Genomic DNA, 24,608 nt, shown 5'->3' on the forward strand with positions numbered 1-24,608 from the left:
CGAGTTTACCTTGAAGCGCGTCGAACGTCAGGGGTTGGCAGCCCGGCGGACACGCCACGATCAGCCCAGCTCCCGCAGCAAGTACGCCTGCAAGGGCGCCTTTGGCGCGACAACTGGCTTCGATCGCTCAAGAAAGTGAGCAATCTTGCGTCGCAGGATGCGCTGGTCGACCCGCTCCCACAGAGACGGATGCTCCTGGCCAAGCCACGTGAGCAAGTTATCCACCAGACAATTCGTCGGGATCTCGGTCATGGCGTCCAGCAGCGCCACCGGCACTTCCCACCAAGGAAAAGTCTGGACCGGCCGCTGGGCATTTCCCATGAGCTCAAGGGATTGAGCGTTGATCAGGCAACGATTGATGACAGGCAGGAGCTCCCCGCCATCCACCGCCGTCGATTGGAGGATCGGTCCCATGAAGCGCCCATCCCAAAAACGCAGGAAAACCGGCTTGCCACCCGGCAACAGCACCTGCGTCACCCCACGCAAATGCTCGGCAAGGGTTTCCTGGCTGGCACACGACACCGCCAGCCAACCCCAATCGAGCGAGTCGGCGGTCGCTATCCAATCAAGAAACCCACAGTCCGCGCGAACAAGCCCTACATAGGGCATGACCGCTTCCCACTCGGCGTACGGCGTGTCGGCCCAGATCGCCGTGGGTGTCGCGGCCATCGAACGGCGCCAGGCCGCCAACGCCCCAGCGCTGCTGGCATTGCTGAAAATGGCGAAAAGTTGCTCGGACGCCTGCAACGGATGGCGTTCAAGCCAGGCGCGGGGCGTTTGGCCGCTGTTCATGGGCGCTCCTGTGTGTCGACAGTTTTGTGAAAGACCGATGGCCCTGCGCAAACGCCGTTTCTGCACCGCTCGCACTCCTCGCAGAACGGCGCCGAGCCTTGGAAGCTGAGGATTTGCGCCAGGGAAAGCCGAGGGGCCGGCGCAGCGACCTGCTGCCCGGAGCTGACCGGCCAACCCGCCTCCGCCCCCATGACCGCCATCGGCGCCCCACCGACCTCGATCGGCACGCTGCTGAAAATCCCGTCGGCACCAATGTTGATCCAATGACCGCCAGCCTGGAGGGTCACACTGGCGCCAGCTTCCAGGACCACTTGCTGGCCGGCGCTGACATGAAACTGCCGGCTGGCGTTCAGGACCTGGCCGGTCACGCGAACATGCCGCTCGCCGCCCACCAGCAGATGATCGTCCTGGCGGACTTCAGCCTGGCGCCGGCCATGGGTAACGCGCTGCTCATCGGCCTTGAGTTCGTGCCGTGCCGTACCGGTGACGACGATGCTGCGCTCGTGATCGACCTGCACCCGCTGGTCGTGCAGCACGTGCTGGGTCCAGTTGCGCTGGGCCCGCAGGTAGATTTCCTCGGCCCCCTTGCGGTCCTCGATACGCAACTCGTTATAGCCTCCCCCACCGGGACTGCTCTGGCTGCGCCAAATACTGCGGGTCTTGTCCGCCGGCAGGTCCAACGGCACCGGGTTGGCGCCGTTGGGCAGGCAACCCACCACCAATGGCTTGTCCACGTCGCCATCGATGAACCCCACCAAAACTTCCATGCCGACCCGGGGAATCAGCACTGCACCATAGTGATCATGGGCCCAACCCGAGGCCACTCGCAGCCAGCAACTGGAATGTTCGTCGCGCTGGCCGTCGCGATCCCAGGCCAGTTGCACCTTGACCCGCCCGAATTCATCACAATGGATCTCGCTGTCCACCGGCCCGGTCACCACCGCTGACTGATAACCGTGGGCACGGGGCTTTTCAGGGTGCAGGGGCGGCCGAAAAAACACGTCCCACGGTGTGGCGAGAAAAGTGTTTCTGTAGCCCTGGAATTCGTCCGGGCCGGCGGCGGCTGTTTCTTCCAGCACCTGGGGTTGACGGCCATGATGGTCGATATGCGTCAGGAGCCAGAGATCGTTCCACTGCTCCCTGGGATGGCCCTTGATGCGCACGAAATGTCCGCTGACGAAAGCACTGTCATCGCTGCTGCCCTGGGCCACGCGATGATCGGCGCCGTGACGCTCAAGGGCACGCCGGGTCAGGTGCTTGCCATCGTCCCGGTCGCAGAACCCACCGGGGTAGCGATAGTCTTCGAGCGCTGGCAACTGCCGATTGTCGAGGTGGGTTTGCAACAACAGGCCGGGCTTGCGGAAGTCGTAGTCGCGCAACGTTACGGCCGTGGCGCGGGTCTGGAGCCGCACCGCCAGACGCTTGATGGCCGGCGCGTCGGCAGCCATCCCGCTGTCCGCCAGGTACAGCGTCGAGTCGGGCAGGCGGGGAAACCCGGTCTGATCGTCGCCGAACACCAGCAGATGGCCGTCAGGGCGGTGCCGAAAGTGATAGTGGATACCGACTTCGGCACAGATCCGCTCGATGAACGCCAGGTCGCTTTCGGCGTACTGCACACAGTATTCACGCTCGGGATAGTGCCCTGCGAGGATGAACTGGAAGGCCCCCTCCAGGACCCCATGTTCCTTCAACACCCGGGCGACGATATCGGGCACGCTCAAGTGCTGGAAAATCCGCTGGTTGATACGGTGGCGCAAGTAGGCCAGGCGCGGCACCAGACTGACCTGGTAACGGGTCAGGCGTCTGCCTGAATCGCCTTGGGCTACGCTATAGACCTGACCGTGCACGCCCCCTCCCCGGCCATCGAACCGCAGGAATGCCTGGCGATGCAGAAGTTCTTCCAGTACCAGGTCGCAGCGCTCGCTGACCAGTTCCACGTCAAAGCGATAGGGCTGGCTGATGGTTTCCGTGCCCTTGAACTCCAGTACCTTGAGTTCATTCGGCCCGCTGTCGAGCGTCAGCGTGAAACGCGGTGGATTGGCAGGCGGGAACATCCGATGTGCCTCTGCTGAATGGAGGCGGGGGATTCTGCACGAGCAGTAGGGGACGTGTATGGGAGGTCAGGAAAAACAGATTTGCCCTACATCCACGAAGGTAAAAGCTGCAAAGCGTGATGCATTTTCCGATAGACATTCGAAGCATCGCCGCCGTCCTACACATGAATCAGCAGTTTCTTGCAACGATCTGACGGCGGATGGTTCCTGATGCGGCAATCGGAGCTCTGGAACGGCCAGGACGCTGTGTCCGGGCTCTATCTCTATATAGCTCGCGAGCCCAGCGGTAGGAGCTGTCGAGCGGAGCGAGGCTGCGATCTTTCTCCAGACACTTGAGCCTCAAGTGAAAGATCAAAAGATCGCAGGCTTCGCCAGCTCCTACAGAACTCAGCGGGCTCAAAGCCCCACTGAAGACCTTACTGGTTCAGACGAAAATCTTTTTCCGCCGCGTCGAAGCGCTGCAGCATACCTGCGGTAGGCGAGCCCATCTTGCTGACCAGGTAGATGGCCAGGCTGGCGAAGATGAAGCCCGGGATGATTTCGTACAGGCCCAGCAGCGCGAAATGCTTCCAGACGATCACGGTGATTGCACCCACCAGAATGCCGGCGAGCGCGCCATTGCGGGTCATGTTCTTCCAGATGACGGAGATCAGGACAACCGGGCCGAAGGCAGCACCGAAACCAGCCCAGGCGTAGCTCACCAGACCCAGGACGCGGTTTTCCGGGTTAGCGGCCAGGGCAATGGCGACCAAGGCCACCAGCAACACCATGGCACGACCGACCCAGACCAGTTCCAGCTGGGAAGCACTCTTGCGCAGGAAGGTCTTGTAGAAGTCTTCGGTCAGGGCGCTGGAGCACACCAGCAACTGGCAGCTCAGGGTACTCATCACCGCCGCCAGGATGGCCGACAGCAGTACACCGGCAATCCATGGGTTGAACAGCAGTTTTGCCAGCTCGATGAACACGCGCTCTGGGTTCTCGGTCACGGGGCCGGCCACATCGGGGTGCGCCGAGAAGTAAGCGATACCGAAGAAGCCCACGGCCACGGTGCCGCCCAGGCACAGGATCATCCAGGTCATGGAGATGCGACGGGCATTGGCGATCGACTTGACCGAATCCGCCGCCATGAAGCGCGCCAGGATGTGCGGTTGGCCGAAATAACCCAGGCCCCAGCCCATCAGCGAGATGATGCCGATGAAGGTGGTGTTCTTGAGCATATCGAACGAAGTAGGGTCTTTCGCTTCGATGGCCAGGAAGGTGGTGTCCACGCCGCCAGTGGCCAGCAGAACGATGATTGGCGTGAGGATCAGCGCGAAGATCATCAGGGTCGCTTGCACGGTGTCGGTCCAGCTCACGGCCAGGAAACCGCCAACGAAGGTGTAGGCGATGGTCGCGGCAGCACCGGCCCACAATGCGGTCTCGTAGGACATGCCGAAGGTGCTTTCGAACAGACGGGCACCGGCCACGATGCCGGAAGCGCAGTAGATGGTGAAGAACACCAGGATCACTACCGCAGAGATGATCCGCAGCAAGCCGCTCTTGTCTTCGAAGCGGCTGGAGAAGTAATCCGGCAGGGTCAGGGCGTCACCGTTGTGCTCGGTCTGCACCCTCAGGCGGCCGGCCACGAACAGCCAGTTCAGGTAGGCACCGACGATCAGGCCGATGGCGATCCAGCTTTCCGACAGGCCAGACATATAGATGGCACCCGGCAAACCCATCAACAACCAACCGCTCATGTCGGAAGCACCGGCGGACAATGCCGTGACCACGCTGCCCAGGCTGCGACCGCCCAGGATGTAGTCGGAAAGGTTATTGGTGGAGCGGTAAGCCATCAGGCCGATCAGGACCATGGCTGCGATGTAGATCACGAAAGTGATCAAGGTGGGATTACTAACACTCATGAGTTACGCCCTGGCTTTGTTTTTATGGTGCGGTGGCAGTTGGAAGCGCCGACAACGCAGACGTTGTAGCGACGATTTGCAGTCCCGCGAATTTATGACTGATGTTTCCCCAGGAAAGCCATCAGCCGATGCCCCTCGGCTTGGAGCCGGTTGCACCTTGGCCGCGAATGCTATTCAACAAATCAAATAAGGTGCAACCAGTTTCGCTCGAATAAGTTGCACCTGATCGGTTTTATCGCAAAATCGTCGTTTTTTGCTCCCTTTTAGTGCAGTCCGCAGGGCATCACTAGAAGCCAAAGCACTAAGCCGGTGCAGGATTGGCGGGCACGCCCTGGCTTCCGGATGAGCTGCCTGTCATTTCAAGAAAAAAAGGGTTGCACCCGGTTGCACCTCAATCATCGCGCAGCTAATCTTGCCGCCAGCTGATGCCACGCCATACGTGGTAAACATGAGGATAAAAATATGGCTACCACCACCCTTGGGGTCAAACTCGATGACCCGACCCGCGAACGCCTCAAGGCGGCCGCAACCTCGATCGATCGCACGCCGCACTGGCTGATCAAGCAGGCAATTTTCAATTACCTGGAAAAACTCGAGGGTGGTGCAACCCTGACCGAGCTGAACGGTTCACCCCGTGCCGACAGCGATGATGCCGGCGACGTACAGGTCGACCATGCTCACCAATGCTTCCTCGAATTTGCCGAGAGCATCCTGCCGCAATCGGTCCTGCGCGCCTCCATTACCGCCGCTTACCGTCGCCCTGAGCCGGAAGTGGTGCCGATGCTGATCGAGCAGGCCCGCCTGCCAGTGGAAATGGCCGAAGCCACCAACAAGCTGGCGGCTTCGATTGCGGAAAAACTGCGTAACCAGAAAAGTGCCGGCGGCCGTGCCGGTATCGTTCAGGGCTTACTGCAGGAATTTTCCCTGTCGTCCCAGGAAGGCGTAGCCCTGATGTGCCTAGCCGAGGCGCTGCTGCGCATCCCGGACAAAGGCACTCGTGATGCGTTGATCCGCGACAAGATCAGCACCGGCAACTGGCAGCCGCACCTGGGCAACAGCCCGTCGCTGTTCGTCAATGCCGCCACTTGGGGCCTGTTGCTGACCGGCAAGCTGGTCGCCACCCATAACGAAACGGGCCTGACCTCCTCCCTGAGCCGCATCATCGGCAAGAGCGGCGAACCGATGATCCGCAAGGGCGTCGACATGGCCATGCGCCTGATGGGCGAGCAGTTCGTCACCGGCGAAACCATCGCCGAAGCCCTGGCCAACGCCAGCAAGTTCGAAGCCAAGGGTTTCCGCTATTCCTACGACATGCTGGGTGAAGCGGCGCTCACCGAACATGACGCCCAGAAGTACCTGGCCTCGTATGAACAAGCCATTCATTCGATCGGCAAAGCGTCCCATGGCCGTGGGATTTATGAAGGCCCGGGCATTTCCATCAAGCTCTCGGCCCTGCATCCGCGCTACAGCCGCGCCCAGTACGAGCGCGTCATGGACGAACTGTACCCGCGCCTGCTGTCGTTGACCCTGCTGGCCAAGCAATACGACATCGGCCTGAACATCGACGCCGAGGAAGCCGACCGCCTCGAACTGTCCCTGGACCTGCTGGAGCGCCTGTGCTTCGAGCCGCAGCTGACCGGCTGGAACGGCATCGGCTTCGTGATCCAGGCCTACCAGAAGCGTTGCCCGTACGTGATCGATTACGTCATCGACCTGGCCCGGCGCAGCCGCCACCGCCTGATGATTCGCCTGGTAAAAGGCGCGTACTGGGACAGCGAGATCAAGCGCGCCCAGGTCGAAGGCCTGGAAGGCTATCCGGTCTACACCCGCAAGGTGTACACCGACGTGTCCTACATCGCCTGCGCGCGCAAACTGCTGTCGGTGCCGGAAGTCATCTACCCACAGTTCGCCACGCACAACGCCCATACCCTGTCGGCCATTTACCACATCGCCGGTCAGAACTATTACCCGGGCCAGTACGAATTCCAGTGCCTGCACGGCATGGGTGAACCGCTGTACGAACAAGTTGTAGGCAAGGTTTCCGAAGGCAAGCTGAACCGTCCGTGCCGTGTGTACGCCCCGGTCGGCACCCACGAAACACTGCTGGCCTACCTCGTACGCCGCTTGCTGGAAAACGGCGCGAACACCTCGTTCGTCAACCGCATCGCCGACCAGTCGATTTCCATTCAGGAACTGGTGGCCGATCCAGTGGCCAGCATCGAGCAGATGGCAACCCTGGAAGGCGGCTTCGGCCTGCCGCACCCGCGCATTCCGCTGCCGCGCGACTTGTACGGCAGCGACCGCGCCAACTCCAGCGGCATCGACCTGGCCAACGAGCATCGCCTGGCGTCGCTGTCCTGCGCCCTGCTGGCCACTGCCCATAACGACTGGAAAGCCGCGCCGATGCTCGGTTGCGCTGCCAGCGAAGAAACCCCGGCAGCGGTGCTGAACCCGTCTGATCACCGCGATGTGGTCGGCCACGTGCAGGAAGCCACGGTTGCCGACGTCGACAACGCCATCCAGTGCGCCCTCAACGCCGCACCGATCTGGCAGGCCACGCCACCGGCCGAGCGCGCCGCGATCCTCGAGCGTGCCGCCGACCTGATGGAAGGCGAGATCCAGCCACTGATGGGCCTGCTGGCCCGTGAAGCCGGCAAGACCTTCGCCAACGCTATCGCGGAAGTGCGTGAAGCCGTGGACTTCCTGCGGTATTACGCGGTGCAGGCACGCAACGATTTCACCAACGACGCCCACCGCCCTCTCGGCCCGGTGGTCTGCATCAGCCCGTGGAACTTCCCGCTGGCGATTTTCAGCGGCCAGGTCGCCGCCGCACTGGCCGCCGGCAACCCGGTTCTGGCCAAGCCCGCCGAGCAGACGCCGCTGGTGGCGGCCCAGGCGGTGCGCCTGATGCTCGAAGCCGGCATTCCGGAAGGCGTCCTGCAACTGCTGCCGGGCCGTGGCGAAACCGTTGGCGCCCGCCTGGTCGGCGACGATCGGGTCAAAGGCGTGATGTTCACCGGCTCCACCGAAGTCGCCCGCCTGCTGCAACGCAACATCGCCGGTCGCCTGGACAACCAGGGCCGGCCGATCCCGCTGATCGCCGAGACCGGCGGCCAGAACGCGATGATCGTCGACTCCTCGGCCCTGACCGAACAAGTGGTCATCGACGTCGTGTCCTCGGCCTTCGACAGTGCCGGCCAGCGTTGCTCGGCCCTGCGGGTCCTGTGCCTGCAGGAAGATTCCGCCGACCGCGTCATCGAAATGCTCAAGGGCGCCATGGCCGAATCGCGCCTCGGCAACCCGGAGCGCCTGTCGGTGGACATCGGCCCGGTGATCGACGCCGAAGCCAAGGCTGGCATCGAGAAACACATCCAGGCCATGCGCGACAAAGGTCGCACCGTGTACCAGATGGCGATCGCCGACAGCGACGAGTGCAAGCGCGGCACCTTCGTGATGCCGACCCTGATCGAGCTGGAAAGCTTCGACGAGCTGCAGCGGGAGATCTTCGGCCCGGTGCTGCACGTGGTGCGCTACAAGCGCAAGGAACTGGGTCAGTTGATCGACCAGATCAACGCCTCCGGCTACGGCCTGACCCTGGGCGTGCACACGCGCATCGACGAAACCATCGCCAAGGTCATCGACAACGTCCATGCCGGTAACGTCTACGTCAACCGCAACATTGTCGGCGCCGTGGTCGGTGTACAGCCGTTTGGTGGCGAAGGCCTGTCGGGCACCGGTCCCAAGGCCGGTGGCCCGCTGTACCTGTACCGCCTGCTGTCGACTCGTCCTACCGACGCGATCCAGCAGTCCTTCGTCCGTGGCGACGCCTTGGTTGCGCCGGACCTGCGCTTGCGCGATGCCATGAGCAAACCGCTGACCGCCCTGCAAGCCTGGGCCGACAGCCAGAAGCTCGCTGAACTGAGCGCCCTGTGCGTGCAGTTCGCGGCCCAATCGCAAAGCGGCATCACCCGCCAGTTGACCGGCCCGACCGGCGAACGCAACAGCTACGCCATCCTGCCGCGCGAGCACGTGCTGTGCCTGGCCGACGTGGAAGGCGACCTGCTGACGCAACTGGCGGCCGTACTGGCCGTGGGCGGCTCGGCCGTGTGGCCGGAAACCGACACCAGCAAGGCCTTGTTCACCCGCTTGCCGAAAGAGATTCAGGCACGCATCCAACGGGTTGCCGACTGGACCAAGGACGATGTGCTGTTCGACGCGGTCCTGCACCACGGCGACTCGGACCAACTGCGGGGCGTTTGCCAGCAAGTGGCCAAGCGTGCCGGCGCCATCATCGGGGTGCATGGTTTGTCCCAGGGCGAGACCAACATTGCGTTGGAGCGTTTGGTGATCGAGCGGGCCTTGAGCGTCAATACCGCGGCCGCAGGTGGTAACGCCAGCCTGATGACCATCGGCTAAACCCGCTGTAGACCAGGCACCTGCAATGGGTGCCTGGCAATCCAATCCCTGTGGGAGCGAGCTTGCTCGCGATAGCGGTGGTTCAGTCAGGAATGTTGTCGACTGGGACACTGCTATCGCGAGCAAGCTCGCTCCCACATTTTGATTAGTGTCACCCTCACCTCTGCATCACTGTCATCAATCATCCTGTTCAGCCTTTATCAGCACGCCTAGACTCGGCCCATTCCAAAAAAAGGTAGGCCGCCATGTCCGAGACGCTGCTCAGTTCCCGCAATCTGGCTTTCGAGCTGTATGAAGTCCTCGATGCCGAGGGCCTGACCCAGCGCGAGCGGTTTGCTGAACACAATCGCGAAACCTTCGACGCAGCCCTCGGCACGGCCCGCAGCATCGCCGAAAAATTCTTCGCGCCCCACAACCGCAAGAACGATGAAAACGAACCACGCTACGAGAACGGCCAGGCGATCCTGATTCCCGAGGTAAAGCCGGCCGTGGATGCCTTTCTGGAGGCCGGCTTTCTCAATGCCGCGCGCAGCTTCGACGCCGGAGGCATGCAGTTGCCGACGCTGCTGTCCCAGGCTTGCTTCGCCCACTTCCAGTCGGCCAATGCCGCATCGACCTCTTACCCGTTCCTGACCATGGGCGCGGCGAACCTGATCGAAAGCTTCGGCAGCGATGAGCAGAAGCAACGTTTCCTGCAGCCGATGATCGACGGCCGTTTCTTCGGCACCATGGCCCTGACCGAACCCCATGCAGGTTCTTCGCTGTCGGATATTCGTACACGGGCAGAGCCTGCGTCCGATGGCACCTATCGACTCAAGGGCAACAAGATCTTCATCTCCGGCGGCGATCATCCCCTGTCGGAAAACATCGTGCACATGGTCCTGGCGAAATTGCCGGACGCGCCGCCGGGCGTGAAGGGCATTTCGCTGTTTATCGTGCCCAAGTTCCTGGTCAACGACGATGGCAGCCTCGGCCCGCGTAACGACGTGCTGCTGGCCGGGCTGTTCCACAAGATGGGCTGGCGCGGCACCACGTCGACCGCGTTGAACTTCGGCGACAACGGCGAATGCGTCGGTTACCTCGTAGGCAAGCCGCACCACGGCCTGAGTTACATGTTCCAGATGATGAACGAGGCGCGCATCGGCGTCGGCATGGGTGCGGTGATGCTGGGTTACGCCGGCTACCTGTATTCCCTTGAATACGCCCGCGAACGTCCGCAGGGCAGGGTGCCCGACAGCAAGGATCCGACCACCGCCCCGGTGGCGATCATCCAGCACGCCGACGTGCGCCGCATGCTCTTGACCCAAAAAGCCTACGTCGAGGGTTCGTTTGACCTGGGCTTGTACGCAGCACGGCTGTTCGACGACACCACCACCCTGGACAGCGAAGCCGAGCGTCGGCGCGCCCATGAACTGCTGGACCTGCTGACCCCCATCGTCAAATCCTGGCCCTCGGAGTTCTGCCTGAAAGCCAACGAACTGGCGATCCAGATCCTGGGCGGTCACGGCTACACCCGCGAATACCCGGTAGAGCAGTATTATCGCGACAACCGCCTGAACCCGATCCATGAAGGCACCCACGGCATCCAGTCCCTGGACCTGCTGGGGCGTAAGCTGGCGCAGAATGGCGGCGCCGGGCTCAAGCAGTTGATCCGCCTGGTGGCCGACACCACCGAACGGGCCCAGGCGCACCCATCATTGACGCCATTACGTCAGCCGCTGGAAGCGTTGGTGGCGCGCCTGCAAACCGTCACCCTGGGCCTGCTGACGGATCTGGCCCAGGGCAAGGTCAACAGCAGCCTCGCCAACTCGGCGCTGTACCTGAAAGTGTTTGGGCACATGGTGATCGGCTGGCGCTGGCTGGAACAGGCGATTCGTGCCGAGGAAGGACTGGCCAGGGGCAATGCCGCGGACAGCGGCTTCTATAAAGGCAAGCTGCAAGCGGCGCGCTACTTCCTGACCTGGGAAGTGCCGGGTTGTCACCATGAGCTGGCGATTCTCGAGGCGCGGGATGATACGTGCCTGGGGATGCGGGATGAGTGGTTCTGAGGCAAGACTCGTGGCGCGGCTGAGATCCAATCGCGAGCAGGCTCGCTCCCACAGTGGATCGGCGGTGGACACAACTCTGTGTCCACAGAAATATCCTGTGGGAGCGGGCTTGCTCGCGAAAGCGGCGGATCAGACCAATCAATTGTGACTGACATACCGCCTTCGCGAGCAAGCCCGCTCCCACATTAGATCACCACCAACCCTGGGTCCTAAAAGACTTCAGGCCTGCTGGATCGTCTTGGCAATCACCTCGACCGTGGCGCTGACTTGCTCTTGGTAACGGTCGAGTTCCGCCTGATGGCTCTTCTGCATTTCGATCTGTTGCGAACACAGGTTCATGGCCGCCAGTACCAGCAGGCGGTCACCGATCAGCGTCGGGTATTTCCTTTTCGTGTCGGCCAGGGCGGCCTTGAGCATCGAAGCGGCGTCCAACAGGGCCTGTTCCTGCCCGGCCGGCGCTTTGATTGAATAGTCTTCTCCCAGGATCGAGATGACCGTCACCCCATCGGTGCCGTGCTTCATGCGCTGACAGGACCGGCGCTGGCGCGCTCGATCAGGGCCTGGATGCGGGCGGCGGTGGCGCCGTGCAGCTCTTCCTGTTCCATCAGGCTCAGTTGCAGGCTTTCGTTTTCATCCTTGGCCCGGGCAAGTTCGGCGCTCAGGGTTTCGTTCAGGCCGGTGAGGTGCAGGTTCTGTTGCACCAGGTCGTTGACCAGTTGCTCCAGTTGGCTGAGGGATGTTTCCAACATATTGATTTCCAGGCTTTTCCAAGGGGCGCGTACGATAAAGAAAAGTCACCGCCGATGCCACGCTTTACACGGTGGCGGTGCTTGGCTCGCGAGCTGTAGAGACTGCGATTCAAGCATCGGGTTCCTACCCTTCGTCGCGTGGCAGGCCTTGTCCTGCGACAAAAGCCCACAACGCCTCAAGACTTCAGGCCCATGACCGATAAGCCAGCTAACAGCAGTCTCAGCCCCGCACGGACGCCTCTATTTTCTTTCGGTATTTTCCATGTCCCTACGTAATATGAACATCGCGCCGCGAGCGTTCCTGGGGTTTGCCTTGATTGGCGCCCTGATGCTGGCCCTTGGGGTATTCGCCCTGACCCAGATGAGCAAAATCCGCGGGTCTGGCGAAATCATCGCCCAGAACAGCGTGCCCAGTATCAAGGCCCTGGATGAGTTCACCCAACTCACCCTGCGCCTGCGCGTCTTGTCCTATCGCTTGCTGGTCAACCGCGAGCCGGACATCCAGCAGAAAACCTACGATCTGCTGGAACAACGCGGCCAACAGATCCGCGTGGCCCAGGCCGCCTACGAAAAACTCATCAGCGCTCCGGAAGAACGGGCCGCCTACGATCAGTATGGGCAACTGCTCGGGCAGTACCGCCAGCTCGAAGAGCGCATGAAAACCCTGTCACGCAACAATCAGGTCGATGAACTGCGCACGTTGCTCAACACTGAACTGCTGAGCAACTCCGATGCCATCAATGTCGCAATCGGCCGCTTGCTGGAGATCAACAACCTGCAAGCCGAGGCGCTCAATAAGGGCGCGGCGCAACAATATTCAAGCGCTTTCATCTGGGTGGTCACCCTGCTGGTCATCGCCACCGGCCTGACCCTGCTGTTCGCCTGGCTGCTGACCAACAGCATCACCAAGCCGATCGCCAACGCGTTGGATGCCGCCGAAGAAATCGCCAAGGGCAACCTGGCCCGGCCGATCACCGTGGACGGCAGCGACGAAGCCGGTCGCCTGCTGCGGGCGATGTCGACCATGCAGGAAAAACTGCGCGATACCTTGCAACGGATCTCCGGTTCGGCCACACAGCTGGCGTCGGCGGCCGAAGAGCTCAACGCCGTCACTGACGAAAGCGCCCGGGGCCTGACCCAGCAGAACAACGAAATCGAGCAGGCCGCGACAGCGGTCAACGAGATGACCAGCGCCGTGGAAGAGGTCGCACGCAACGCGGTCAGCACGTCGGAAGCGTCGAAGCACGCCACCACATCCGCTGGCGACGGCCGCGACCTGGTGCAGGAAACCGTCGGCGCCATCGAACGCATGAGCGCCGACGTACAAAGCACCGCCACGCTGATCGGTAACCTGGCCAATGAGTCCCGCGATATCGGCAAAGTGCTGGACGTGATCCGCGGCCTGGCCGACCAGACCAACCTGCTGGCTCTGAACGCCGCCATCGAAGCCGCCCGTGCCGGTGAGGCCGGTCGTGGTTTTGCCGTGGTGGCCGACGAAGTCCGCGCCCTGGCCCACCGTACCCAGCAGTCGACCAGCGAAATCGAACGCATGATCGGCAGCATCCAGAGCGGCACCGAACACGCCGTGGACTCGATGCGCAACAGCACCGAGCGCGCCGAGTCGACCCTGAACATCGCCCGCGGTGCCGGCCTGTCCCTGGACACCATCAACACGGCCATCGTCGAGATCAACGAACGCAACCTGGTGATCGCCAGCGCCGCCGAGGAACAGGCCCAGGTGGCCCGTGAAGTGGATCGCAACCTGGTGAACATCCGCGACCTGTCGGTGCAATCGGCCACCGGCGCCAACCAGACCAGTGCCGCCAGCGCCGAACTGTCGCGCCTGGCCGTGGACCTGAACAGCATGGTCGGGCGGTTCAGCCTTTAAGGCTTCACCTGCCTTTGAGGCGAGAGCGTCCTGTGGCGAGGGGATTTATCCCCGCTGGGCTGCGAAGCAGCCCCCAACCGTGCTGCCATGCAACCAGAAGGCGAGCGCTTCGCACTCGAACGGGGATAAATCCCCTCGCCACAAGGGCTATGTCCAATCCATTGCTGTTAATCAATAGTGAGGGGCTTGTTCAGCCCCCAATCCCAAACCTTTTTTGACAGCATCACATTTCAACAGGTTAGAATCGCTGGCACGCAGACTGCATGGTCAGTCTGTGCCCGCCCCTCAGTTTTCCCGGAGTAACGCCTTTGACTGCAACGACCATCAACAGCCTGTTCTTGATCGGCGCGTTGCTGGTAGGTGCGAGCATCCTGGTCAGTTCCCTTTCGTCCCGCCTGGGCATCCCGATCCTGGTGATCATCCTGGCCGTGGGCATGGTGGCCGGTGTCGACGGCGCCGGTATTCTTTTCGATAACTACGCAACGGCTTATCTGGTCGGCAACCTCGCCTTGGCCGTCATCCTGCTGGACGGCGGCTTGCGCACGCGGGTCTCGAGCTTCCGCGTGGCGCTGTGGCCGGCGTTGTCCCTGGCCACGGTCGGTGTGTTGATCACCACCGGGCTGACCGGGTTGGCGGCGGCCTGGCTGTTCAATCTGAACCTGATCCAGGGCCTGCTGATCGGTGCCATCGTCGGCTCGACCGATGCCGCGGCGGTGTTCTCGCTGCTGGGCGGCAAGGGCCTGAACGAGCGGGTCAGCGCCACCCTCGAGATCGAGTCCGGCAGCAACGACCCCATGGCAGTGTTCCTCACCGTCACCCTGATCGGCATGCTTGCCAGTGGCGAAACCGGCCTGCACTGGAGCCTGCTCGGGCACCTGCTGCGTGAGTTCGGCATCGGTTCGGTACTCGGCCTGGGTGGTGGCTGGCTGATGCTGCAGCTGGTCAATCGCATCAATCTGGCCAACGGCCTCTACCCGATCCTCGTCATCAGTGGCGGCCTGGCCGTGTTCGCCCTGACCAACGCCCTGCACGGCAGCGGTTTCCTGGCGGTGTACCTGTGCGGCCTGGTGATCGGCAACCGCCCGGTGCGCAGCCGCCACGGCATCCTGCACATGCTCGATGGCATGGCCTGGCTGGCCCAGATCGGCATGTTCCTGGTGCTGGGGCTGCTGGTCACGCCCCACGACCTGCTGCCAATCGCCCTGCCGGCCCTGGGCCTGGCGCTGTGGATGATCCTGTTTGCCCGTCCGTTGTCGGTCATAGTGGGCCTGCTGCCGTTCAAGGCGTTCCATGGTCGCGAGAAAGCCTTCATTTCCTGGGTCGGCCTGCGCGGCGCGGTGCCGATCATCCTGGCCGTGTTCCCGCTGATGGCCGGCCTGCCCCACGCCCAGCTCTATTTCAACCTGGCGTTCTTTATCGTGCTGGTCTCGCTGCTGGTACAGGGCACGAGCCTGCCATGGGTCGCCAAGTTGCTGCACGTGACCGTCCCGCCCGAACCGTCGCCGATTTCCCGGGCGGCGCTGGAAGTGCACGTCACCAGCGAGTGGGAGCTGTTCATCTATCGCCTGGGCGCGGAAAAGTGGTGCATCGGCTCGCCCCTGCGCGACCTGAAAATGCCCGAAGGCACCCGCATCGCCGCCCTGTTTCGTGGCCAGCAACTGCTCCATCCGTCGGGTAGTACAGTATTGGAAGTCGATGATTTGCTGTGTGTTATCGGCCATGAACACGATTTGCCGGCCCTTGGAAAACTGTTCAGCCAAGCGCCGCAACGGGGCCTGGATCTGCGCTTCTTCGGCGACTTCGTACTCGAAGGAGACGCCCAACTGGCCGCGGTTGCCGCGCTGTACGGGTTGAAGCTGGACGGCATTGATCCGGACATGTCCCTGGGCCGCTTCATCGCCCAGAAAGTGGGCGGCGCACCCGTGGTCGGTGACCAGGTGGAATGGAACAATACCCTGTGGACCGTCGCGGCCATGGACGGGAACAAGATCGGCAAAGTGGGCGTCAGATTCCCCGAAGGAAGTCGCCCGGGTCCCGGCTTGTTCCTCTAAACTGCTCCCACTCTCATTTGCTTGACCGGTCTCTATGCCTATCCTGCGCTCCTTTTTCGCCACCGCCCTGCTGGGCCTGAGTCTCTCCGTCTGCACGCTGCAAGCCGCTGATCTTCCCACCAGCGCTTCGGTGCAGGCCAGTCTGGACAAGATCGCCGACCGCAAACTGCCGGAAGCCGACCAGAAAGCCCTGCAGGCCGTCTTGCAGAGCACGCTGACCCAACTCAACAACAAGGCCGACTACGAACAGAAGCTGCAGGCGCTCAAGCAGCAACTGGCCACTGCGCCCAAGCAGAACATCGAGAACCAGCGCGAACTGGCGCGGCTCAAGGGCACCACGGTGGTGCCGGTGGCGCAACGCTATGCCAACCTGCCGATCCCCCAACTCGAGCAGATGCTCACGGATCGCTCCACCCAGCAGAGTGATCTGCAAAAAGCCCTGGCCGATGCCAACAGCCTGATCATCACCGCCCAAACCCGTCCCGAGCGGGCCCAGGCGGAAATTTCCAACAGCCAGACCCGCATCCAGCAGATCAATGCCACCCTCAAGGCCGGCAGGGACGCCGGCAAGACCCTGAGCGGCGAGCAGCGCGACCAGCTCAACGCCGAGTCGGCGGCGCTCAATGCGCTGATCCCACTGCGCCGCCAGGAACTGGCCGGCAATAGCCAACTGCAGGACCTGGGCAACGGCCAGCACGATCTGCTGATGGAAAAAATCGCCCGCATGGAGCAGGAAATCCAGGACCTGCAGAACCTGATCAACCAGAAGCGCCTGGCCCAATCCCAGGAGACGGTGACCCAGCAATCCATCGAAGCCCAGAAAGCTGGCGGCAGCAGCTTGCTGGCGACCGAAAGCGCGGCCAACCTGAAGCTCTCCGACTACCTGCTCAAAAGCACCGACCGCCTCAACGAGGTCACCCAGCAGAACCTGCAGACCAAGCAACTGCTGGACAGCGTGACCCAGACCGACGCGGCCCTGGACGAGCAGATCAGCGTGCTCAAGGGCAGCCTGCTGCTCTCCAAGATTCTCTACAAGCAGCGCCAGACCTTGCCGCGCCTGAAGCTCGACCAGAATCTGGCCGACCAGATCGCCGACATCCGCCTGTACCAGTTCGAAGTCAGCCAGCAGCGTGAACTGCTGAACAACCCCAGCGCCTACGTCGACAGCCTGCTGGCCTCCCAGCCCTCGGAACAAGTCACCCCGCAACTGCGCAAGACCTTGCTGGAACTGGCCCTGACCCGTGTTGACCTGCTGGAACGGCTGAACCGTGAGTTGAGCGCAGTGCTCAACGAATCCATTACCTTGCAGCTCAACCAGAAACAACTGCTCAGCACCGCCCAGAACCTGCGAGCGACCCTCGAAGAGCAGATGTTCTGGATCCCCAGCAATAAACCGCTGGATTTCGAATGGATGCGTGCCGTGCCGACACGCCTGGAAAAACAGATCGACTCGTTGCCCTGGGCCTCCAGCCTCAGCGAGCTGGCCGATGGCCTGACCCAGCGGCCACTGCTGTTCCTGCCCCTGGCGCTGCTGATCGGTGCGCTGCTGTGGCGGCGCAAGCATCTCTATGCCCGCCTGAACAAGGTTCACCAAGACGTGGGCCACTTCAAGCGCGACAGCCAGTGGCACACCCCTCAGGCGATCCTGATCAATATCCTGCTGGCCATGCCCGTGGCCCTGGGGCTGACTCTCTGCGGCTATGCCTTGCAGATCGACGCCCGCGGCCAGAACGCCAACCTCGGCGCGGCGCTGCTGCAGATCGGCCAGGCCTGGCTGGTGTTCTACACCGCCTATCGAGTGCTGGCGCCGGGTGGCGTGGCCGAATTGCATTTCCGCTGGGAGAAACCCCAGGTCGAATTCCTCCAGGGCTGGATCCGCCGGCTCGGGCTGGTGGTTCTGGCGTTGGTGGCTGTGGTGGCCGTGGCCGAGTTGCAACCCTCGACCCTGGCCGATGACGTGCTCGGCATGCCGGTGGTGCTGACCTGCTACGCGCTGATGGCGTGGTTACTCAGCCGTCTGTTGCTCAGCAGCCCGACCCACAAGAACACTTCGTTGTTCCGCAAGGCGGTCGGGGTGCTGTTCACCGCGCTGCCGATCGCGCTGTTCGTGGCGGTGTGCTTCGGCTACTACTACACCGCGCTGAAACTCAGCGATCGATTGATCAACACCCTGTACCTGCTGATGTTCTGGCTGGTGATCGAGGCGACCTTCGTCCGCGGCCTGTCGGTGGCGGCGCGGCGCCTGGCCTACCAGCGCGCCCTGGCCAAGCGCCAGGCGGCCAAGGAAGCCGGCGATGGCGAAGCGGTGGTCGAGGAGCCGACCCTGGACATCGAGAAGGTCAACGAACAGTCCCTGCGTCTGATCCGCCTGGCCCTGCTGGGTGGTTTCATCGCCGCGCTGTATTGGGTCTGGTCGGACTTGATCAGCGTGTTCTCGTACCTGGACAACATCACCCTCTACGAATACACCAGCGGCACTGGCGCCAACATGAGCATGGTGCCCATCAGCATCGGCGACATGCTCGGGGCGCTGATCATCATCGGCATCACCTTCGCCCTGGCGCGCAACCTGCCGGGCCTGCTGGAAGTGTTCGTGCTGTCGAAGCTGAACCTGGCCCAGGGCAGTGCCTATGCCACCACCACGCTGCTGTCCTATGTGATCGCCGGCGTCGGTTTCGTCACCACCCTGTCCACCCTGGGCGTGAGCTGGGACAAACTGCAATGGCTGGTGGCCGCGCTGTCGGTGGGCCTGGGCTTCGGCATGCAGGAGATCTTCGCCAACTTCATCTCCGGGATCATGATCCTGTTCGAGCGCCCGGTGCGCATCGGCGACACAATCACCATCGGCAACCTGTCGGGCACGGTGAGCAAGATCCGCATTCGTGCGACCACCATCACCGACTTCGACCGCAAGGACATCATCGTCCCGAACAAAACGTTCATCACCGGGCAACTGATCAACTGGTCGCTGACCGACACCGTCACCCGGGTAACCCTGAAACTGGGCGTGGACTATGGCTCGGACCTGGACCTGGTGCGTGAGTTGCTGCTCAAGGCCGCCCGCGAGAACCCACGGGTGCTCAAGGAGCCGGAGCCGATCGTGTACTTCCTGAACTTCGGTGAAAGCACCCTCGACCACGAGTTGCGCATGCACGTACGCGACCTCGGTGACCGCAACCCGGTGCTGGACGAAATCAATCGTTTCATCAATCGGGAATTCAAGAAGGAGCACATCAACATCTCCTTCCGACAGATGGAAATCTATCTGAAGAACATGCAAGGCCAGGAATACAAACTGGTGCCTGCCGAGCCCGACAAAAAGACCATCACGCCCGCGCCGTCGGCTGTCGCCAGCATCAAGCCGGTGCCTGAGCCACCGCAAGGCAAACTCGACTGATTGCGGGTTGCCTGCGGGCGTCCCGCCGGAGACGGCCATGAAAACCCTGGAAACCCTGACCTTCGATAACCGCTTCGCCCGCCTGGGCGACGGTTTCTCGACCCACGTGCTGCCCGAGCCCATCGACAACCCACGGCTGGTGGTCGCCAGCCCGGCGGCCATGGCGTTGCTGGACCTGGATCCGGCAGAGGCCGAGGCATCGCTGTTCGCCGAGATCTTTGGCGGCCACAAGCTCTGGGCCGAAACCGAGCCACGGGCGATGGTGTATTCCGGGCATCAGTTCGGTCACTACAACCCACAACTGGGCGACGGTCGAGGATTGCTGCTGGGCGAGGTGTACAACGAGGCCGGCGAGCACTGGGACCTGCACCTCAAGGGTGCCGGCCAGACGCCGTTTTCACGGATGGGCGACGGGCGCGCGGTGCTGCGTTCCTCGATCCGCGAATTCCTCGCCTCCGAAGCCCTGCACGCCCTCGGCATTCCTACCACCCGGGCCTTGTGCGTGATCGGCTCTGACACCCCCGTGTGGCGGGAAAAACAGGAGCGCGCCGCCATGGTGCTGCGCCTGGCCCCCAGCCATGTGCGCTTCGGGCATTTCGAATACTTCTACTACACCAAGAAACCCGAACTGCAGGCGGCCCTGGCCGAGCACGTGTTGAACCTGCATTTTGCCGAGTGCCGCGAGCAACCGGAACCGTACCTGGCGATGTTCCGCGAAATCGTCGAGCGCAACGCCGAGCTGATTGCCAAATGGCAAGCCTACGGTTTCTGCCATGGCGTGATGAACACCGACAACATGTCGATCCTGGGCATCACCTTTGACTTCGGACCGTTCGCCTTCCTCGACGACTTCGATGCCAACTTCATCTGCAACCACTCCGATGACCAGGGTCGCTACTCCTTCAGCAACCAGGTACCCATCGGCCAGTGGAACCTCAGCGCCCTGGCCCAGGCTCTGACACCCTTCATCAGTGTCGAAGCCCTGCGCGAAACCCTGGGGTTGTACTTGCCGCTGTACCAGGCCCATTACCTGGACCTGATGCGCCGCCGCCTCGGCCTGACCTGCGCCGAGGAAGATGACCAGAAGTTGCTGGAACGCCTGCTGCAATTGATGCAGAACAGCGGCGTCGACTACAGCCTGTTCTTTCGCCGACTGGGCGATCAATCCCCCGAGCAAGCCGTCGCGACCCTGCGCGATGACTTCGTCGACCTCAAGGGCTTCGATGCCTGGGGCGAGCTTTACGTCGCTCGGGTCAACCGCGAAGGCCCCGTCGATCAAGACCAGCGTCGCACCCGCATGCACGCCGTCAACCCGCTGTACGTGCTGCGCAACTACCTGGCGCAAAAAGCCATCGACGCCGCCGAGTCAGGCGACTACGACGAAGTCCGCCGCCTGCACACCGTGCTGAGCAAGCCGTTCGAGGAACAACCGGGCATGGACAGCTACGCGCAACGTCCGCCGGAGTGGGGCAAGCACCTGGAGATCAGTTGCTCGTCGTAACCCGGCGCCACGGCTGAAAATAAACCGCCCGCCCACCCCATCACTGTTCGGACCGCAGACATGACTACCCTGTGGCGAGGGGATTTATCCCCGCTGGGCTGCGCAGCAGACCCAAGACAAGCAACGCGGTGCAACAGATAAACCGCGCCAGCCGGGTTACGACTGCTTCGCAGCCGAGCGGGGATAAATCCCCTCGCCACAAAAGCAGGTCGGTATTTCACAGCGCTACACCGAACCATCAAATAAAGGTTTCCACCGATACACCGAAGCGCTCGGCCAACCAGCGGATCTGCCTCAAATTGAGCTGACGCTTACCGCTCAATACCTCCGATACCACCGACTGGGTACCAACGCCCGGCAAGTCGCTCTGGCTCATGCCATGTTCACGCATCAGGTAACGCAGCGCCTCGACACCGCTCGCCTTGGGCATTGGCCGGTGCTGCTGGTCCCATGCCTCGATCCATTCACCGATGATATCCACCAGACTCATCAGCGGATGGGCTTCTTCTTCGCCAACCAACTCCAACAATTCATCGAGTGCTGCGACCAACCGGTCGTAATCCTCTTCGCTCCTGGGCTTACGCAGCAGGGGCGACACAAACTCCCAATGGGCGGCGACTTGTTCGATCAGTGCACTCATCCCTCCTTGGCCTCCCAAATACGTTTCTCAGTGATCACATGCATGCAACGTCCTTATCGCATTTTGCTATGGGGAAGTTAAACACAAATCTGACGCATCGCAAATTGCGATAGCGCCAGTTAGACAAATGGTTAGCTCTTGCTGGTTTCCAGCCTAGTCGCCGAAAGATTTAGGTCTCGGTAAGAAATGTGAGCAGATATGAGTCCTGCTCACCCAACCTTATCGTTCCCCTGCTCAGGCGTCTCGATCCCCGGCTCCGCCTCTTCAACCCTCTTCTCCTTGGGTTTGGCCGCTGGTTTTTCCTCGGGATAGCCGGGCATGCCGCGGGCGTCTTCGGGAGTCAGTTCGTCCCGGTCGTGGCGACGGTCGGTGGCGTAGGATGGGGCGGCGTTGGGGTCTTCGTCGCGGCCAGCGGTGCCGAGGACGAAGCCGTCGTCGTTGGGGTTGTCCACCGCCTGTGGAGTGTCTGGGTCTTGAGGATGGCTCATGGGACCTCCTGAGTCTGCAAACAGATACGTGGTGTCTTTTTGAGGCCCTGACAGCTTTTCAGTGCAGTGCACCTGATGAATGGCAGCCTTGATAAACGTCCTTGGAAAAGCCTGGAGTATGAGTCCCTGTGGGAGCGGGCTTGCTCGCGAATGCGGCGTATCAGACACATAGATGTTGACTGGCACACCGTCTTCGCGAGCAAGCCCGCTCCCACAAGGAGAATCCGCTGGCATGGCTGCCTCCACGCTACGCCATATCACTCTGGCTGAATTCCTCAGCCAGAAAATCAATCAGCGTACGCACCGACGGCAGCAACCCGCGTCGTGAGGCAAAGATCGCATGAACGATCCCGCACTTGGGCGTCCAGCCCGGCACCAGTTCCACCAGTCGACCGGCCGCTATGTCTTCGCGTACCACTACGGTGGGCAGGTGAGCGATGCCGATGCCTGCCAGCACGGCGTGACGCAGGGCCAGCAGGTCGTCGGTGACCATGCGCGGTTCATGGCGGATCAACGCACGGCTGCCGTCCGGGCCGAACAATTCCCACTGGTATTCGCGCTGCGCCCCACCCCAATGCACGCTCGGCAGACCGTTGAGGTCCGCCGGCGAAGCGGGTGAAGACAAGCGCTCAAGGTAAGCCGGGCTGCCCACCAGGCACTGGGTGCTGTTGCTCAGCACCTTCATGACCATGTCGGTGTTTTCCAGGGGCGGAAAGCGCACCCGCAAGGCTATATCGAACCCTTCATGAATCAAGTCGACCCGGCGGTTGGTGCTTTCGATGAACAACTCCACCCGCGGGTACTTGAGCATGTAGCGGGTCAGCATCGGTCCGACCCAGCTATTGAGCAATGCCGTCGGGCAACTGAGGCGCACCAGCCCCTGGGGCTCGGAACGGTTGCGCTCGATCACTTCCGCCGCGCTCTCGGCTTCCACCCGCATCGCCAGGCAGCGCTGGTAATAGGCCTGGCCGATCTCCGTCAACGTGCAATGGCGGCTGGTGCGATGGAGCAAGCGTACCCCGAGCCGATCTTCCAGTTGGGCGATACGCCGGCTGAGCTTCGACTTGGGCATGTCCAACGCCCGTCCCGCGGCGGCGAAGCCACGGTGCTCCACGACCTGGGTGAAGTAGTACAGCGTGTTGAGGTCTTCGATGATCGTTCTCCAGATAGAACGCTAAGGCGGATTTTTGCAGTCTAGCGCATCAAAGGTGCCAGTTTTAATCTACACCCATCGAAACGCAACACGGATTGAAGCCGGAGCGCTTCGACCGGATGAGTCACTGATCAATCGCTACACCGACATTAAAAACCTTAACCACGCCGAAACCTTCGGCAAACAAAATTAATGAGGGCTACGCCATGACCACTTCCTACAACCGTCTCGACAAAGATAACGCCGCCGTTCTGCTGGTTGACCACCAGGCCGGCCTGCTGTCCTTGGTCCGCGACATCGACCCGGACCGCTTCAAGAACAACGTGCTGGCCCTGGCCGACCTGGCGAAGTACTTCCAACTGCCGACCATCCTCACCACCAGCTTCGAAACCGGCCCCAACGGCCCGTTGATGCCGGAGCTCAAGACCCTGTTCCCGGACGCGCCATACATCGCTCGTCCTGGCCAGATCAACGCCTGGGACAACGAAGACTTCGTCAAGGCGATCAAGGCCACCGGCAAGAAGCAACTGATCATCGCCGGCGTGGTCACCGAAGTCTGCGTAGCCTTCCCGGCACTGTCGGCCCTGGCCGAAGGTTTCGACGTGTTCGTGGTCACCGATGCATCCGGCACGTTCAACGAACTGACCCGTCAATCGGCCTGGGACCGCATGTCGTCCTCCGGTGCACAACTGATGACCTGGTTCGGCCTGGCCTGTGAACTGCACCGCGACTGGCGCAACGACGTGGAAGGTCTGGCGACCTTGTTCTCCAACCACATCCCGGACTATCGCAACCTGATGACCAGCTACAACACGCTGACCAACGCTAAGTAACAGCGATGTAGTACAAAATGTGGGAGCGGGCTTGCTCGCGAAGGCGGTGTATCAGTCGACATCTATGTGTCTGATACATCGCCTTCGCGAGCAAGCCCGCTCCCACAGGGTTTTGTGGTGGTTTATGTATAGTGCTCAATCTGTGCCAATGATTTTTCCGGGAGACTGACCTGATGCTGATCCCCTGCCCCCATTGCAACGGGCTCAACCGCATACCCGCCGAACGCCTGGGCGACCAGCCCAAGTGCGGGCGCTGCAAGGCCCAGGTGTTATTGAGCAAACCGTTCGAACTCAAGCAAGGCGACTACGCCAGCCAGATCAAGGGCGACCTGCCGTTGCTGGTGGATGTGTGGGCCGATTGGTGTGGGCCGTGCAAGTCCTTCGCCCCGGTGTTCGAACAGGCCGCCGCGCAGTTGACGGGCAAATGCCGGGTGGCCAAGCTCGACAGCGAGGCCAACCAGCAACTGTCGGCGCAGTTGGGGATCCGTTCGATTCCCAGCCTGATTCTGTTCAAGGACGGCCGGGAGGTGGCGCGCCAGAGTGGGGCGCTGCCGTTGCCGCAGTTGATGAGCTGGTTGCGCAGCCAGGGAATTTGAAACAAAACACTCATGTGGGAGCGAGCTTGCTCGCGATGGCGGTGTATCAGTCAATATTGCATCGACTGGCAGGCCGCTATCGCGAGCAAGCTCGCTCCCAC

General features: G+C 62.0%; 16 protein-coding genes. 8 read left to right on the forward strand and 8 right to left on the reverse strand.

The window, feature by feature from the left end; all coding sequences use genetic code 11:
* Positions 1–60: 60 nt before the first annotated feature.
* The 3 genes from BLP82_RS23435 to putP all read right to left on the reverse strand — a co-directional run bounded on the left by BLP82_RS23435 (position 61) and on the right by putP (position 4,747).
* Positions 61–792, reverse strand: coding sequence for a DUF4123 domain-containing protein (locus BLP82_RS23435; RefSeq protein WP_170842366.1), 732 nt, complete (start codon positions 790–792; stop codon positions 61–63).
* Positions 789–2,846 (reverse strand): type VI secretion system Vgr family protein, encoded by a 2,058-nt coding sequence (locus tag BLP82_RS23440; protein WP_092173497.1) that lies wholly within the window; start codon positions 2,844–2,846, stop codon positions 789–791. The genes BLP82_RS23435 and BLP82_RS23440 overlap by 4 nt, the downstream gene beginning before the upstream one ends.
* Before the next feature lie 416 nt (positions 2,847–3,262).
* Complete coding sequence (gene putP, locus BLP82_RS23445) at positions 3,263–4,747, reverse strand: sodium/proline symporter PutP (protein ID WP_092173502.1); 1,485 nt, start codon at positions 4,745–4,747, stop codon at positions 3,263–3,265.
* Positions 4,748–5,209: 462 nt separating this feature from the next.
* On the opposite strand from putP, the gene putA reads away from it, so the two are divergent.
* The gene (gene putA, locus BLP82_RS23450; protein WP_092173507.1) at positions 5,210–9,163 is read left to right on the forward strand and encodes a trifunctional transcriptional regulator/proline dehydrogenase/L-glutamate gamma-semialdehyde dehydrogenase; all 3,954 of its coding nucleotides are present in this window, start codon (positions 5,210–5,212) and stop codon (positions 9,161–9,163) included.
* A gap of 245 nt (positions 9,164–9,408) precedes the next feature.
* Positions 9,409–11,211: an acyl-CoA dehydrogenase gene (locus BLP82_RS23455; RefSeq protein WP_092173512.1), complete on the forward strand. Its 1,803-nt coding sequence runs from the start codon at positions 9,409–9,411 to the stop codon at positions 11,209–11,211.
* Between the two features lie 219 nt (positions 11,212–11,430).
* Here BLP82_RS23455 and BLP82_RS23460 read toward each other — a convergent pair whose 3' ends face one another.
* Together BLP82_RS23460 and BLP82_RS23465 are read right to left on the reverse strand one after the other, a co-directional pair.
* A complete protein-coding gene (locus BLP82_RS23460) occupies positions 11,431–11,733 on the reverse strand; it encodes a cell division protein ZapA (protein ID WP_092173516.1) in 303 nt (100 codons plus the stop codon).
* A complete protein-coding gene (locus BLP82_RS23465) occupies positions 11,730–11,960 on the reverse strand; it encodes a hypothetical protein (protein ID WP_053117769.1) in 231 nt (76 codons plus the stop codon). Before BLP82_RS23465 ends, BLP82_RS23460 begins: the two co-directional genes overlap by 4 nt.
* A gap of 262 nt (positions 11,961–12,222) precedes the next feature.
* Between BLP82_RS23465 and BLP82_RS23470 the strand changes: the two genes are divergently transcribed.
* The 4 genes from BLP82_RS23470 (at position 12,223) to selO (ending at position 20,797) form a co-directional block, all read left to right on the forward strand.
* Complete coding sequence (locus BLP82_RS23470) at positions 12,223–13,848, forward strand: methyl-accepting chemotaxis protein (protein ID WP_092173520.1); 1,626 nt, start codon at positions 12,223–12,225, stop codon at positions 13,846–13,848.
* A 308-nt stretch (positions 13,849–14,156) separates the two neighbouring features.
* Complete coding sequence (locus BLP82_RS23475) at positions 14,157–15,899, forward strand: potassium/proton antiporter (protein ID WP_092173525.1); 1,743 nt, start codon at positions 14,157–14,159, stop codon at positions 15,897–15,899.
* A 34-nt stretch (positions 15,900–15,933) separates the two neighbouring features.
* Entirely contained in the window at positions 15,934–19,296 is a 3,363-nt protein-coding gene (gene mscK, locus BLP82_RS23480; RefSeq protein WP_092173530.1) for a mechanosensitive channel MscK, read from the forward strand.
* A gap of 37 nt (positions 19,297–19,333) precedes the next feature.
* On the forward strand, positions 19,334–20,797 hold the full coding sequence (selO, locus tag BLP82_RS23485; RefSeq protein ID WP_092173533.1) for a protein adenylyltransferase SelO: 1,464 nt from the start codon (positions 19,334–19,336) through the stop codon (positions 20,795–20,797).
* Positions 20,798–21,035: 238 nt separating this feature from the next.
* On the opposite strand, the gene BLP82_RS23490 is transcribed toward selO, so the two are convergent.
* From BLP82_RS23490 to BLP82_RS23500, 3 genes are all read right to left on the reverse strand, one after another.
* On the reverse strand, positions 21,036–21,437 hold the full coding sequence (locus BLP82_RS23490; protein ID WP_092173537.1) for a helix-turn-helix domain-containing protein: 402 nt from the start codon (positions 21,435–21,437) through the stop codon (positions 21,036–21,038).
* A gap of 209 nt (positions 21,438–21,646) precedes the next feature.
* Positions 21,647–21,925 carry a hypothetical protein gene (locus tag BLP82_RS23495; protein ID WP_092173542.1) on the reverse strand — a complete coding sequence of 93 codons (279 nt, stop codon included), beginning with the start codon at positions 21,923–21,925 and terminating at the stop codon, positions 21,647–21,649.
* A 247-nt stretch (positions 21,926–22,172) separates the two neighbouring features.
* Positions 22,173–23,078: a LysR family transcriptional regulator gene (locus tag BLP82_RS23500; RefSeq protein WP_218189436.1), complete on the reverse strand. Its 906-nt coding sequence runs from the start codon at positions 23,076–23,078 to the stop codon at positions 22,173–22,175.
* Between the two features lie 206 nt (positions 23,079–23,284).
* On the opposite strand from BLP82_RS23500, the gene ycaC reads away from it, so the two are divergent.
* Positions 23,285–23,911: an isochorismate family cysteine hydrolase YcaC gene (ycaC, locus tag BLP82_RS23505; protein ID WP_025211469.1), complete on the forward strand. Its 627-nt coding sequence runs from the start codon at positions 23,285–23,287 to the stop codon at positions 23,909–23,911.
* 173 nt (positions 23,912–24,084) lie between these two features.
* On the forward strand, positions 24,085–24,507 hold the full coding sequence (trxC, locus tag BLP82_RS23510) for a thioredoxin TrxC (protein WP_092173550.1): 423 nt from the start codon (positions 24,085–24,087) through the stop codon (positions 24,505–24,507).
* Positions 24,508–24,608: the final 101 nt, after the last annotated feature.

Source organism: Pseudomonas sp. NFACC37-1 (assembly GCF_900101575.1).
GTDB classification, from domain to species: domain Bacteria; phylum Pseudomonadota; class Gammaproteobacteria; order Pseudomonadales; family Pseudomonadaceae; genus Aquipseudomonas; species Aquipseudomonas fluorescens_AA.

What these genes read in the sequence shown, in the direction of transcription:
- putA (WP_092173507.1), top strand. Translation starts at nt 5,210, where the DNA reads ATGGCTACCACCACCCTTGGGGTCAAACTCGATGACCCGACCCGCGAA.
- ycaC (WP_025211469.1), top strand. Translation starts at nt 23,285, where the DNA reads ATGACCACTTCCTACAACCGTCTCGACAAAGATAACGCCGCCGTTCTG.
- trxC (WP_092173550.1), top strand. Translation starts at nt 24,085, where the DNA reads ATGCTGATCCCCTGCCCCCATTGCAACGGGCTCAACCGCATACCCGCC.
- putP (WP_092173502.1), bottom strand. Translation starts at nt 4,747, where the DNA reads ATGAGTGTTAGTAATCCCACCTTGATCACTTTCGTGATCTACATCGCA.
- BLP82_RS23470 (WP_092173520.1), top strand. Translation starts at nt 12,223, where the DNA reads ATGTCCCTACGTAATATGAACATCGCGCCGCGAGCGTTCCTGGGGTTT.
- selO (WP_092173533.1), top strand. Translation starts at nt 19,334, where the DNA reads ATGAAAACCCTGGAAACCCTGACCTTCGATAACCGCTTCGCCCGCCTG.
- BLP82_RS23495 (WP_092173542.1), bottom strand. Translation starts at nt 21,925, where the DNA reads ATGAGCCATCCTCAAGACCCAGACACTCCACAGGCGGTGGACAACCCC.
- BLP82_RS23455 (WP_092173512.1), top strand. Translation starts at nt 9,409, where the DNA reads ATGTCCGAGACGCTGCTCAGTTCCCGCAATCTGGCTTTCGAGCTGTAT.
- BLP82_RS23440 (WP_092173497.1), bottom strand. Translation starts at nt 2,846, where the DNA reads ATGTTCCCGCCTGCCAATCCACCGCGTTTCACGCTGACGCTCGACAGC.
- BLP82_RS23435 (WP_170842366.1), bottom strand. Translation starts at nt 792, where the DNA reads ATGAACAGCGGCCAAACGCCCCGCGCCTGGCTTGAACGCCATCCGTTG.
- BLP82_RS23460 (WP_092173516.1), bottom strand. Translation starts at nt 11,733, where the DNA reads ATGAAGCACGGCACCGATGGGGTGACGGTCATCTCGATCCTGGGAGAA.
- BLP82_RS23465 (WP_053117769.1), bottom strand. Translation starts at nt 11,960, where the DNA reads ATGTTGGAAACATCCCTCAGCCAACTGGAGCAACTGGTCAACGACCTG.
- mscK (WP_092173530.1), top strand. Translation starts at nt 15,934, where the DNA reads ATGCCTATCCTGCGCTCCTTTTTCGCCACCGCCCTGCTGGGCCTGAGT.
- BLP82_RS23490 (WP_092173537.1), bottom strand. Translation starts at nt 21,437, where the DNA reads ATGAGTGCACTGATCGAACAAGTCGCCGCCCATTGGGAGTTTGTGTCG.